Source organism: Brochothrix campestris FSL F6-1037 (assembly GCF_000525915.1).
GTDB classification, from domain to species: Bacteria; Bacillota; Bacilli; order Lactobacillales; family Listeriaceae; genus Brochothrix; species Brochothrix campestris.
This window is the reverse complement of record NZ_AODH01000027.1, coordinates 1-12,877: the sequence shown is the minus strand read 5'-3', so window position 1 is coordinate 12,877 and position 12,877 is coordinate 1. Positions and strand designations below refer to the sequence as shown.

Genomic DNA, 12,877 nt, shown 5'->3' with positions numbered 1-12,877 from the left:
AGGTATAAGCAATGAAAGAGGTGACGATATGAGTAAACTGTACATAAAGCAAAAGGTGTTTAGTATCAGTGGAGAATTCAGCGTCCAAGATGATCACGAAAATGTCCGTTATATCATCGAAGGGAGTTTTTTATCTCTTCCCAAGAAATTTAGCGTGCAAGATACAGCGGGAAATGAAGTGGCTTTGATTACAAAGCGGATGTTTCAATTTTTTCCGAAATTTGATGTTACGGTACATGATGAAAAAGTGTTTACGATTGCGAAACAGCTGTCTTTTTTTACAGCGAAATATAGTATTGAGGGTGAAGAGCTCACAGTTTCAGGCGACTGGTGGGACAAAAGTTTTGCGGTGGAACGCCATGGTGAAGTTGTTGCGAACATTACTGAAAAATGGTTGACCTGGGGCGATTCGTTTGAAATTGAGGTACTAGATGAAACGCTCGAACAGACGATTATTGCGTTAGTCGTGGCGATTGACTGTGTCAAACACGCCGAAAAAAGCAGTGGCGCTAGTATGGTCGATTAAGATGCGTTATCTTAGAAGTCTAACGTTATCTGATCGTCAAGTTGTGCATCCGCAGCTTTATCCGTATCATGTACTTGCCGACAAAAGTGGTGAGGTGCTTGTGTTCGATGCAATTACCTTACTCTATGGTGAAAATGGTTCAGGTAAATCAACCGTGTTAAATATGCTTGCGGCCAAACTTAAGTTAGTCGGAACCGAACGGCCAAAAGTATGGGGTCAGACCGATTATTTTGGCGACTATATGGCTGAATCGCATCTCAGTTTCGAAACAGATGAAGCCAGTGGGCAACGATGTACCATACCTGATCATAGCCGCTATCTTAAAAGTGAAGATGTTTTGTATGAGGTAAAAAAAGTACAACAAGAGGCGATTTTGCGTGAAGATTACTTGTATCGGCGGGGGCAACTTGGATATACGAAGGCGCAACGCGAGGCCCATAATGGCTCTTTTGCAATGGAGAAACAGATTGATAAACACTTATTTGCTCAAGAAAAGTTTTCAAACGGGGAGACGGCGATGCAACTATATGAGGAATACCTCGAAGCTGATGGTTTATATTTGTTAGATGAACCGGAGGTCTCGCTTTCACCTGATAATCAGCTAAGATTAGCAGCCGTTATTAGTGATGCTGCCCGTTTTTTAAACTGTCAGTTTGTGATTGCAACGCATTCACCGTTCTTATTAGGTGCCTTAGCAGGTACGATATACAACCTCGATTTGCCGGGTCTGCGAACAGCAAAACCGCTAGAATTGCCGTTGATGCAAACGTACCAACGGTTTTTTAGTTAAAAGGTCTTTAAAGTTTGTTCGACAGCAGTGCTATTCAGTCTTATCAGCTCATCAACAAATTTGTCTACAATCTGGGCTCCCTTATCGAGGGAGCTTTTTTTGATGGATTCAACAGCTAAAAGGATAAAATAGCAAAAAACATATAATCAATTGACATTCGTCATCAGATAATATACATTGATTGTGAAATAGTCCGAAAAGTCAGATATCTTACTGATGAAGTTGAAGGAGGGATTGGTGATGGAGCCTTTAATCGAACTTAAACAGTTAAGCACCTTATTTAATAGCGCAGGTGATTATTATGCCGCTGTTGATGAAGTGTCGTTAAGCATTGGCAACAATGAAACCGTAGCGATTGTCGGCGAATCCGGTTGTGGTAAAAGTGCGTTGGCGTTAGCTATCATGGGGTTGCATGATGAACGGACCACGCGAATTACCGGTGAAATTAGCTTTCAAGGTGAGCCGTTACTGCAACAATCGCTCGCACAATTGAATCGGCTGCGAGGCGATGCCATCAGTTTAGTATTTCAAGACCCACTCACCGCCTTGAATCCATTAATGACAGTCGGCCAGCAAATTGCCGAAAATTTACAGTTGCATACGAAGCTGACTGGAGAAGCGATTAAGCAGCGGGTTTATCAGTTGCTCGAACAAGTCGGACTGCCCCAGCCGCAACGTCTCTATCAACAATATCCCCATGAATTGTCTGGGGGGATGCGCCAACGGGTTGTGATTGCGATAGCGATTGTGAATAACCCGGCGTTAATCATTGCCGATGAGCCGACAACGGCTTTAGATGTAACGATTCAAGCGCAAATTCTCACCTTGCTTCAAACAATTAAGGCGGATTATCAATCCAGTGTGTTGCTCATTACGCATGACTTAGGTGTTGTCGCCGAAATGGCTGATCGGGTCGCGGTGATGTATGCGGGGCAAATCGTAGAATTGGCGACAGTGGATGCTCTCTTTAAAACACCACATCATCCCTATACGCGTTCGTTATTTGCTTCGATGCCGCAGTTCAACACCCCACAGTCACAGTTACGGGTAATTGAAGGGGCGGTGCCGAGTTTAGCCGCCGTTGATCGGCAGGCTTGTCGGTTTGCGCCCCGTATTCCATGGCTGCCAGCGCATGCGCATGAGTCTAATCCGCCACTGCGTGAAGTGTCACCAGGTCACTATGTCCGTTGCACATGCTGGCGCACATTTCACTTTCGAGAAGAGGAGGGTAACGCAGATGTCATTCATACAGCTCAATGAGGTGAAGGTTCATTATCCGATTCGCAGTGGTATGTTGCGACGGGTTACAGGTCAAGTGAAGGCAGTCGATGGTGTGAGTTTGGCAATTGAGGAGGGCAAAACCTACGGCTTAGTGGGCGAATCCGGCTGCGGTAAATCATCAATCGGTCGTGCAATTCTAGGCTTAAATCGTCTGACGAGCGGTAGTATTCATTATGAGGGCACTAATTTAGCGCGCTTAACTGGCACTAATCGTCATCCCCTTCGGCGTGACATTCAGATGATTTTTCAAGATCCTTACAGCTCGCTCAATCCCAAAAAACGGGTGTTGTCGCTCATTGCTGAGCCACTGCGTAATTTTGAAAAACTCACGAAGCAAGCTGAGCAGGAGCGGGTGGCAACAATGCTTGAGCAGGTCGGCTTAAACGCCGATGATCTTTATAAATACCCGCATGAATTTTCGGGCGGTCAACGTCAACGAATCGGGATTGCCCGCTGTCTGATGCTCAATCCTCGTTTTATTGTGGCGGATGAGCCGGTATCAGCCTTAGATGTCTCAGTCCAAGCACAGGTGCTCAATTTTATGAAAGCGATTCAAACACGCTTTGCCTTGACGTATTTATTTATAAGTCATGACCTCGGCATCGTACGTCATATGTGTGATCATATTGGCATTATGTACAATGGCCGTTTAGTCGAGGCTGGCACTGCGGCAGATATTTATCGCAATCCGCAACACATCTATACTCAGCGTTTAATCGCCGCGATTCCTAACAGTAATCCGCGCCAGCGTCACCAGCAACAGATAGTGCGACAGGCTGCTGCTGAACGCTATCAGGCGGAATATCAGCATTTTTTTGATGCCAACGACCAACCGCATGCGTTACAGGCGATTAGTCCAACACATTTTGTAGCGTTGCCGCAGTGAGGAGGAAAGCGTGATGGGGAAGTTTATTGTACGACGGCTGTTCATTATGTTGCCACAGTTAGCGCTATTGAGTGTGTTGATTTTTATTTTGGCCCAATTAATGCCAGGCGATGCGCTCACAAATATTATTGCTGAGACGCCGAATTTAACACCTGAACGGATTGCTGAGCTACGCGCCCAATTAGGGATAGACCTGCCATGGCATTTGCAATATTACCGTTGGATCACCGATGTGTTTCACGGTGAACTGGGAACGTCCTATGGGCATCAAGTGCCGGTAACGCATATTATTGGTGACCGCATTGGCAATAGTTTTTGGCTCGGCGTCCTCAGTCTCATCTTCACGTACCTGATTGCCTTGCCGCTCGGAATTTTAAGCGGGCGTTACCAAGAACGGGCCATCGATAAATTTGTGGTCGGTTACAATTACATCAGCTATGCGATGCCGCTATTTGTGTTTGCCTTGCTGATGCTGTTTGTGTTTGGTTTTAAGGCCGATTTGTTTCCGACGGCGGGGAGTGTCTCGCCCAATGCCTTGCCAGGAACAGGGGCTTATTTTGTCAGTAAACTGCATCATCTGTTCTTGCCAGCATTGACGATTGCGCTGTTACAAACAACGACGACGATTCAATTTTTACGCAATGAAATCATTGATTTGAAACCGAAGGATTTTGTGAAGTTAGCCCGTGCAAAAGGTGTCTCCGAAAAAAACATCTACCAACGGCATATTTTACGCAATGCCTTAATGCCAATATCGGCTTTTTTAGGTCTAGAAATCACCGGTGTAATCGCCGGCAACATCTTTATCGAACAAATCTTTAGTTATCCTGGCATCGGCCAATTGTTTCTGTCATCGATTGCCCAACGCGATTTTCCAGTCGTTACTGCGTTGTTAATGATCGCCGGTATTTTGACCTTAGTTGGGACGCTCCTCAGTGACATTATTATAAGCATGATTGATCCCCGGATTCGGGTGGATTAAAGACGGGAGGAAACGATGACACGTCAGACGAACCAAGTCGAACCTTCGACCTTAAAACTAATTGTGAACGAGTGGCGCTACGATAAATGGGCAATTGCCTCACTCGTCTTTGTGGCCTTATTTTTACTCGTTATTTATGGCTCAAGCATGTGGATTAATCAGGTGAGTTTACAATATGTTGATTTAGCTGCGATTCAAGCAAGTCCAAGTACAACCCATTGGCTCGGAACGGATATGGCAGGGCGTGATGTGTTTGGTCAGTTGATTATAGGCGCCCGCAATTCATTTACGATTGGTTTGAGCATTACGCTCATCGCGGCGTTTATTGGTCTAACATTCGGCTTTTTAGCAGGCTACTTTGGCGGATGGGTCGACAATATCATTATGCGCCTGGTTGATTTTGTCTATATTTTACCGATGCTCATGCTCATTATTGTGGTCGTCACGATTATTCCAAGCTATACGATTTGGACGTTCATCATGGTGATGTCAGGCTTTTTATGGGTTGGTAAAACCCGATTGATTCGAGCGAAGGTCTTGGCCGAAAAACAAGCCGACTACGTCAATGCATCACGAACCTTGGGCACGCCACATTGGAAAATTATCTTTATCCAAATTTTACCGAATGTCAGTTCATTGATTGTGGTCAATCTAACGTTAACATTAGCTGGCAACATTGGCATCGAAACAGGGTTATCTTATTTAGGGTTCGGTCTGCCAAAAAGCACCCCCAGTTTAGGCACACTTGTAAGCAATGCGACCAATCCGACCATCATTCAACATTATTGGTGGATGTGGCTGCCAGCGTGTTTGTTAATTTTAACGTTAATGTTAAGCATTAATTTCATCGGACAATCGATCAAACGAGCGACCGATGCGAAACAACGGCGTGTGATGTAAGCAGTGACATGAGAGACGACGATAAGGAGGAGAAGAACATGAAACGATATCCGCGTTTTTTACTACTCATCTTAACCGTAATAGTGGCACTTGTTGTAGCCGGCTGTAGTTCGACCGATACGGCCAAAAAATCAAAGAAAGTCGATACAAAATTCCCGTTAACAACAAAGGTTGAAGGTGAGGCTGATCCCGACGCCGTTTTAAATGTGGCGTTAGTATCCGATACACCCTTTCAAGGTATTTTAAATCCGAATTTTTACTCGGGTGCACCTGATAGCAATGTGCTCAGCTTTTTTTTACCCCTCGTTATTTAGCATTGATGAGGATTTTAACATTACGAATGACGGTGGTGCGAGTGTCGATTACTCCGATGATCACCGTACCATTACGGTCAAGCTACATGATGACTTGAATTGGTCAACCGGAGAACCTGTTACCGCTGATGACTACCTCTTCTCGTTTGAAGTCATTGGCAATAAAGATTACGATGGCGTTCGCTACGACGAGATTTTCGAAAATATTGAAGGGATGACCGCTTATCATGAGGGCAAGGCTGATAAAATTAGCGGGCTCAGAGTGGTTGATAAAAAAACAGCTGAAATTAAATACACGCAAGCCAATCCAGCCGTTAAAACTGGCCTGTGGTCGTATGCGATGCAGCGCAGTGCTTATAAAGATATCCCAGTGAGTAAGATGAGTGCCTCTGATCCGGTTCGTAAAACACCGGTAGGGTATGGTCAATATAAAATTGATTCGATGGTAACTGGTGAATCGGTCAAGTTTTCGCCAAATGAACATTACTTCGGTAAAAAAGCACAGGTTGCGGGTGTGACACTGAGTGTCGCCAGCCCGGACACGATCAATGAAGGGTTAAAACAAGGGAAAATTGATATTGCCCTTGGGTATCCATCGACCCAATATGATCCTAAACATGAAATCGACACGGTTACTTTTCTCGGCAAGGAGGACTTAGCCTACTCTTATTTAGGATTCAAACTCGGTAAGTTTGATCAAAAGAAGGGTGAAAATGTCATGGATCCGAAGGCGAAAATGGCCGATGTGAAACTGCGCCAAGCGATGGCGTATGCGATGAACAATGCCGAAGTCGGTGAGAAAATTTATTTAGGCCTGCGTTGGCCCGCCAATTCAATGATTATTCCGAGTTTCAAGAGTTTTCACGATGCTAACATAAAAGGCTATCCCTATGACCCGAAAAAAGCCAATCAAATTCTCGATGAGGCAGGTTATGAGCAAAAAGAAGGTGAAGCGTATCGACGGACACCAGATGGCAAAGAACTTGTGATTCAGATGGCTGCCATGACGGGTGATAAGCAATCGGAACCACTCAATGATTTTTACATTCAAAACTGGAAAGACATTGGGATTGAGGTCAAATTAACCGATGGGCGTCCGATGGAATTTAACTCCTTTTATGATCGGGTCCAAAAGGATGATAAAGCTATCGATATCTACATGGGGGCTTGGTCAACGGGCACGGATATGAATCCATCCGAATTGTATGGGCGTAAGGCTTCGTTTAACTATCCGCGCTACACGAGTGAGGCTAACGATCGATTGATGGCTGATGGGCAGTCTGAAGCGGCATTTGACCATGATTACCGTAAAAAAGTGTATGATGAATGGCAACAATTAATGATGGATGATGTGCCTGTCGCACCGACGTTATATCGCTACAGTGTTAGCCCGGTTAATAAGCGTGTGAATGGCTATACGATTGAAACGACCGCTTACAACCGGTATGAAGACGTTCAAATTATTAAAGACAAGTAAGGTGCTATCGCAATCAAAAAAACATGCATCGATTCTCATAGTGAAGTATACTGAGTAGTGAGATGAAAATCAGAGAATAGATGGAGGATTTAAATGAATAACAATGATATTTTATTACGCTTGCGTTACGCCTTAGACATGAAGGATATTGATATGGTCGAAATGTTCCGCCTAGGCGGCGTTGAGGTGACATTGCAAGACGTCAAAGACATGTTAACGAAACAACAATATTTATTATCGAGTGAAGATGATGGTAATGTGTACGTTAAATCATGTGATAATGCGCTGATTGATTCATTCTTTAATGGCTTTATTACGTTCAAACGTGGTCCTAAAGACGATCAAGTGTTACCACCCCAGTTAAAAAGCAAAGAAATTCGTCACATTAACAACCTGCTTCTCAAAAAAGTTAAAATTGGCTTAGCGTTAACAAGTGAAGATATGCTTGAAATCTTAGATGATGCCGGCGTGTATTTATCAAAAGGGGAATTAAGTGCTGTCTTGCGTAAAGATGACCACCGTAACTTTAAACAATGTGGCGATAAATTTGCCCGTAACTTCTTAAAAGGTCTCGCTTTTCGGTACCGTAAATAAGTGAAAACCACGTCAGCTGCAACAGCTGACGTGGTTTTTTTAAAGGGTTGCGGTAAATGTAATTATCCGCTGTATTAACTTAGCAAAAAAGACATCTTCTAACTGTTGTTCTTGATGAACAAGTGAAAATTGGCGTGTCATTTCGTCAGTTAAAAAGGTGGTTGGGACGGTTAGTCTTGGTAAATAGCGTTCCGAAAGCAGCGTGTTACCCAGTTGAGCATTCGCTAATTTCACGAGTACTTCATTGCTGTTAACAACGGTTGTTCCGCTAGGAGAAATGTTTTGTGTCGCCAAATAACGATTGGTAAAATGATAGAGGCCAGATCCTTGCTCGCGAATCAACCAATGATCGTTTGGAGCACTCACTTTGATCAGTCGGTCATCACAAAGTGGAAGGATGCTTAACTGACTTGAAATGACATCTGATTCGATGAAACCAAGGTCACAGCGTGCGGTTTCCATCAAGGTGATGACGTCGGTTGAATTACAAATCGTGAGTCGAATGTCGCTTTTAGGATATATATCTGATAAATAAGATATTAAATGTGGCATTAGTTCGGTGCCAATCGTTAACGATGCGGCGAAATGAAGCGGTTGCTGTAGTTGTTTCTCATCATGGAGGCCTTGTTTGTTTAGCTCCCATTTAGAGATAAGACTCACTGCTTGTGGATAAAATTGATGAGCCGATTGGCAAGCAGTAATCGCTTGGTTGCTCGTCCGAATAAACAGCTGACACTCGAGTTCATCCTCAAGCTTTTTGATATGCCCAGATACAGTCGGCTGTGTTAAAAAGAGCTGTTCAGCAGCCTTAGTGAAGCTATTGTGTTCATAGACAGCGATGAACGTTGCAATAAGTTTGAACATTGAATCCCTCCCACATTATGAAATTTTATGATGTTCATACAAAAATACGATTTTATTTATGCTTAAGAGTATTGTAACATAGAAGAATAAGAAACAAATCGAAGGGGAGTTTAGCACGTGAAAGTATTTTTTAATAAGCTGCCATTACCAATCGCAGGGGTTGCATTGGCATTAGCGGCCTTAGGTAATTTATTAAAACTGTGGCAGTTACCAGTGGTGGCTAATTGTTTAGCGAGTCTCGCCTCGGTGATTATAGTGTTAATCGTGTTGAAATGTGTCATCAGTTTTGAAGCGGTCAAGGCTGATTTTAAAAACCCATTAGTAGTGGCGGTAACACCGACGTTTACGATGTGTTTATTAATATTAGCAACTTATCTCGTAGCAATTGAAGGGTTGCAAACCTTTGCGCAGCTACTTTGGCTCGGGGCGATTGTGTTACAAGTAGGCTTAATGGTTTATTTTACATATTGGTTCGTCTTTCCATGGCAATTAACAAACGTCTATCCGAGTTGGTTTGTGCTTTATATTGGGATTGGGGTCATCGCTATTACGAGTCCGGCCTTTTACCCAACAATCGGTCACGTTTTTCTCTGGATTGGTCTCGCTTTATATGTTGTACTATTACCACTTGTACTAACACGTGTTTACTTTGCGACGACGATGCCAGAACCAACGATGCCGTTAATCGGTATTATAACAGCGCCTGCGTCGCTCTGTTTAGCTGGCTACCTCACAATCTCAGAAGGCAATCAAAATTGGTTAGCCTACGTTCTACTAGCGTTAGCGCAACTGCTTTATGTGTTTGTCTTAGTGCAACTGCCAAAAATCTTGCGTTTACCGTTTTATCCAAGTTACGCTGCCTTGACGTTTCCTTTTGTAATTTCAGCCACTGCTTGTATGATGAGCTATCATTATTTAGTGACGTATCCATGGCTGAAAAACATTGCAATGATTGAGACTGCAATTGCCTGTGTGATGGTTGGTTACGTATTGGTTCGATATGTGCTGTTTTTAGCGACTGCTGTTAAACGAGTGAAGTAGTTAGTTATTAATCGGAGACAAAAAGGAGCAAACCGATGTGGTTTGCTCCGAGACAGAAGGTAAACGCAGTTCCAATTTCTCCAGTATTTAAAGCCTAAACTTGGGTGACTTCAAAAATAACGCATCGACGGGAAATAGTCGATGCGTTATTTTTTTCAATCACTGCAGTTTAAAAATGCTTTAAAGTACGTTTAATTCATCATTGTATCTGCCAATAAATGATACATTTCAAGGCGTTTTGATTGGGCATAAGGTGGGCATAAAATCATTGCCTCATCAAAGCCATAGGTCTCCTCATCAGCTTCGAGTTTTGCCTTAATCATCGCCGGGGTACCGACGAGGTGAGCCGTCCGATTTTTTTAAAATAGCGGCTTTATCTGCCTCAGTTAAGGGGTAAGCTTGGGCTTCTTCGGGTGATAACCGCTGCATCAGTTGCCCGCGCATTAAGTGCAGGCGTGCGATATCAGCTGGGAGTGCTTCGTATTCGGCTTCGGCCAAGGTCGGCGCAATTGTTACCATGTAGCAGACGCTAATTTGTGCCTGTTCCATAAAATAAGAAGGTGTAAACTGTTCACGATACTGTTTGAAAATAGCGGCGTCCATTTGCCCGGTGAAAAACTGCGCGTACGAATAACCGAGGCCCATCCGACCAGCCTCTTTGGCGCTGTTTCCTGTTGAACCGAGCAACCAAGCAGTTGGTAGTGTCACGTTTGTTGGCACTGCGAAGGCATTTTGGTATAGAGGATCACTGCTTGTTTGATCGTTCATAAGGTCGAGTGTCGTTTGGATTTTAGCATATGCACCGTCATAAGCAGGGGCACGACCTTCCGCTAAGGCAAGTGTTGAGTAATGATCGCCTCCAGGTGCACGACCTGCACCAAAATCAATTCGGCCTGGCGAGAGCGCACTGAGTGTCTTAAATGTTTCCGCCATTTTATAGGGCGCATAATGCATTACCATCGTGCCACCGGTACCGACGTGAATGTGTTTCGTCTTAGCTGCAATATGGGCAATTGTAATTTCTGGTGCGGAACTAGCAATCCCGTTATTATTATGGTGCTCAGCTAACCAAATCCGTTCATATCCACGTTCTTCTCCTAAGATGGCTAGTTCAACAGCATTCGTTAAAGCTGTTGCCGCGTCTGTGTTTTTTGGCACAACGGCCTGATCTAAAATACTTAGTTTCATCATAAAACTCCTTTAATATGTGATGAGCACGAGTGCTCTTTGAGTTAACTGTAACAAATTTAGCGCACAAAACACATCTATCGGCTTATGATTCGATTGGATTTATCGCAAAATACTATCAATTATTGAATGCCTCAAGTTACAAAGGCTATTGTAGCAAGATACGGCAATTAGCGAAAAAAAAAAGTTGCTCTTCGGTTGTTAAAAAAAACTTGTCAATCTAGTCGAAACGTCTATAATAGAAGAATATGTGTTGGAATGAACACCGCAACTAACGAAGATAACGGGGGTAAAGTAAATGAAGAAAATTGGTTTTGATCCACAAAAGTACATCGATGAACAATCAAAATTTATTTTAGAACGTGTCAATGATTACGATAAATTATACCTTGAATTTGGTGGTAAATTGATTGGTGATAAACATGCGATGCGTGTACTCCCAGGCTTTGATGAAGATGCTAAAATTAAACTGTTACAAAAATTGCGCGATAAAGCTGAAATTTTAATGTGTGTCTATGCAGGCGATATTGAACGTAATAAAATCCGTGGTGATTATGGTATTACCTATGATAAAGATATTTTACGTCAAATTGATGAATTCCGTGGTTATGGCCTTGAAGTCAACAGTGTGGTCATTACGCGTTACAGCGGCCAACCCTCGACTAAATTATTCATTAACAAGCTTGAGCGACGTGATATTAAAGTCTACAAACACGCAGCAATCGAAGATTACCCATCGAATATCGATAAAATTGTCAGCGATGAAGGCTTTGGCAAAAACCCTTATATTCCAACGACAAAACCTATCGTTGTAGTAACCGCGCCGGGACCAGGTAGTGGGAAACTAGCGACGTGCTTGAATCAACTGTATCACGAGAGTCACCAAGGTCGCGAAGCCGGTTATTCCAAATTTGAAACATTCCCTGTTTGGAATGTGCCATTAAAACATCCGCTTAATATTGCCTATGAAGCGGCAACGGTTGACTTGAAAGATGTCAACATGATTGACTCCTTCCACTTAGATTATTACGATAAATTGGCCGTTAATTATAACCGTGATGTGGAAACATTCCCTGTTATTAAACGAATGATTGAAAAAATTACGGGTAAAGAAACGGTATATCATTCGCCAACAGATATGGGCGTTAACCGTGTTGGCTTTGGTATTACAGATGATGATGCGATTACAGAAGCGTCGAAACAAGAAATCATCCGCCGTTGTTTTGCGACTGAATGTGATTTTAAAAAGGGCTTGCTTGACGAAGATGCTTTAAATCGCATTAAGTTAATTATGGAAGAAGTTGAGTTAAAGAAAGAAGATCGCTTAGCGGTCACACCAGCCCGTGACTATGCTTTACGTCTGAAAGCACAAAACAATATCTCGGACATGATGCCAGCTGTTATTGCACTTGAACTAAACGATGGCCGCATTGTAACCGGACGTACATCTGATTTAATGGATCCATGTGCAGCAGCGATTTTAAATGCGATTAAAACGTTAGCTAATATTTCAGATGATATTTTATTATTATCACCGGTCATTTTACAAACGATTCAAGACATGAAACGTAATGAGTTACACGATAAGATGACAGCATTGACGGCAAATGAAGTGTTAATTGCCTTATCAATTAGCGCGGTAACAAACCCAACAGCACAACTTGCGTATGAGAAAATTTCTGAATTAACGGATGTTCAAGCACATTCAACAGTCATGTTAAATGATTATGATGAGCAAACATTACGTAAACTCGGCATGGATATTACCTGCGATCCAGTTTATCCGTCAGATAACTTATATTATATTTAACTAATAATAATCGGGGCTTTTTTTGGCTCTATGTCAAATAGTGTTGTTATTCAAAATTTAGTAAAATAAGTCATTTTTGCAGCTACCTTTTTTGGTAGCTGCTTTTTTTGTAGTCATTCCTAATGTGAAGGACGCTTTCTGCGGGTGACGCTTCATCCTCCGCGCTCCGCTGTGGGGTATTCAGCTGCCACTTTTCCCGCTAGAGTCGCCTTCACAAACGTCAT

14 protein-coding genes are annotated in these 12,877 nt (G+C 43.0%); 11 read left to right on the top strand and 3 right to left on the bottom strand.

Annotated elements, in window-relative coordinates:
• Positions 1 to 28: 28 nt before the first annotated feature.
• From BCAMP_RS06605 to BCAMP_RS06570, 9 genes are all read left to right on the top strand, one after another.
• Complete coding sequence (locus BCAMP_RS06605) at positions 29 to 526, top strand: LURP-one-related/scramblase family protein (RefSeq protein WP_035314618.1); 498 nt, start codon at positions 29 to 31, stop codon at positions 524 to 526.
• A gap of 1 nt (position 527) precedes the next feature.
• Positions 528 to 1,316 carry an AAA family ATPase gene (locus BCAMP_RS06600; RefSeq protein ID WP_035314617.1) on the top strand — a complete coding sequence of 263 codons (789 nt, stop codon included), beginning with the start codon at positions 528 to 530 and terminating at the stop codon, positions 1,314 to 1,316.
• A gap of 240 nt (positions 1,317 to 1,556) precedes the next feature.
• Complete coding sequence (locus tag BCAMP_RS06595) at positions 1,557 to 2,576, top strand: ABC transporter ATP-binding protein (protein ID WP_035314616.1); 1,020 nt, start codon at positions 1,557 to 1,559, stop codon at positions 2,574 to 2,576.
• Positions 2,554 to 3,483 carry an ABC transporter ATP-binding protein gene (locus BCAMP_RS06590; protein ID WP_035314615.1) on the top strand — a complete coding sequence of 310 codons (930 nt, stop codon included), beginning with the start codon at positions 2,554 to 2,556 and terminating at the stop codon, positions 3,481 to 3,483. The genes BCAMP_RS06595 and BCAMP_RS06590 overlap by 23 nt, the downstream gene beginning before the upstream one ends.
• A gap of 13 nt (positions 3,484 to 3,496) precedes the next feature.
• Positions 3,497 to 4,465, top strand: a complete 969-nt coding sequence (locus BCAMP_RS06585) for an ABC transporter permease (protein ID WP_035314614.1) — start codon at positions 3,497 to 3,499, stop codon at positions 4,463 to 4,465.
• A 15-nt stretch (positions 4,466 to 4,480) separates the two neighbouring features.
• The gene (locus BCAMP_RS06580) at positions 4,481 to 5,365 is read left to right on the top strand and encodes an ABC transporter permease (RefSeq protein WP_035314613.1); all 885 of its coding nucleotides are present in this window, start codon (positions 4,481 to 4,483) and stop codon (positions 5,363 to 5,365) included.
• Between the two features lie 38 nt (positions 5,366 to 5,403).
• Positions 5,404 to 5,679, top strand: coding sequence for a hypothetical protein (locus tag BCAMP_RS13515; protein WP_156921173.1), 276 nt, complete (start codon positions 5,404 to 5,406; stop codon positions 5,677 to 5,679).
• Positions 5,645 to 7,156 (top strand): oligopeptide ABC transporter substrate-binding protein, encoded by a 1,512-nt coding sequence (locus BCAMP_RS06575; protein ID WP_156921172.1) that lies wholly within the window; start codon positions 5,645 to 5,647, stop codon positions 7,154 to 7,156. Before BCAMP_RS13515 ends, BCAMP_RS06575 begins: the two co-directional genes overlap by 35 nt.
• A gap of 93 nt (positions 7,157 to 7,249) precedes the next feature.
• Positions 7,250 to 7,750 carry a YehS family protein gene (locus tag BCAMP_RS06570; protein ID WP_035314612.1) on the top strand — a complete coding sequence of 167 codons (501 nt, stop codon included), beginning with the start codon at positions 7,250 to 7,252 and terminating at the stop codon, positions 7,748 to 7,750.
• 39 nt (positions 7,751 to 7,789) lie between these two features.
• Here the strand turns inward: BCAMP_RS06570 and BCAMP_RS06565 are convergent, their stop codons facing one another.
• Entirely contained in the window at positions 7,790 to 8,614 is an 825-nt protein-coding gene (locus tag BCAMP_RS06565; RefSeq protein ID WP_035314611.1) for a LysR family transcriptional regulator, read from the bottom strand.
• 117 nt (positions 8,615 to 8,731) lie between these two features.
• On the opposite strand from BCAMP_RS06565, the gene BCAMP_RS06560 reads away from it, so the two are divergent.
• Positions 8,732 to 9,655, top strand: a complete 924-nt coding sequence (locus BCAMP_RS06560; RefSeq protein WP_035314610.1) for a TDT family transporter — start codon at positions 8,732 to 8,734, stop codon at positions 9,653 to 9,655.
• 191 nt (positions 9,656 to 9,846) lie between these two features.
• On the opposite strand, the gene BCAMP_RS14915 is transcribed toward BCAMP_RS06560, so the two are convergent.
• Both BCAMP_RS14915 and BCAMP_RS06555 read right to left on the bottom strand, forming a co-directional pair.
• Positions 9,847 to 9,978: a hypothetical protein gene (locus BCAMP_RS14915; protein WP_332248515.1), complete on the bottom strand. Its 132-nt coding sequence runs from the start codon at positions 9,976 to 9,978 to the stop codon at positions 9,847 to 9,849.
• Complete coding sequence (locus BCAMP_RS06555) at positions 9,971 to 10,846, bottom strand: MsnO8 family LLM class oxidoreductase (protein WP_332248514.1); 876 nt, start codon at positions 10,844 to 10,846, stop codon at positions 9,971 to 9,973. Before BCAMP_RS06555 ends, BCAMP_RS14915 begins: the two co-directional genes overlap by 8 nt.
• A 295-nt stretch (positions 10,847 to 11,141) precedes the next feature.
• On the opposite strand from BCAMP_RS06555, the gene BCAMP_RS06550 reads away from it, so the two are divergent.
• Positions 11,142 to 12,653, top strand: coding sequence for a DUF1846 domain-containing protein (locus BCAMP_RS06550; protein WP_035314609.1), 1,512 nt, complete (start codon positions 11,142 to 11,144; stop codon positions 12,651 to 12,653).
• Positions 12,654 to 12,877: the final 224 nt, after the last annotated feature.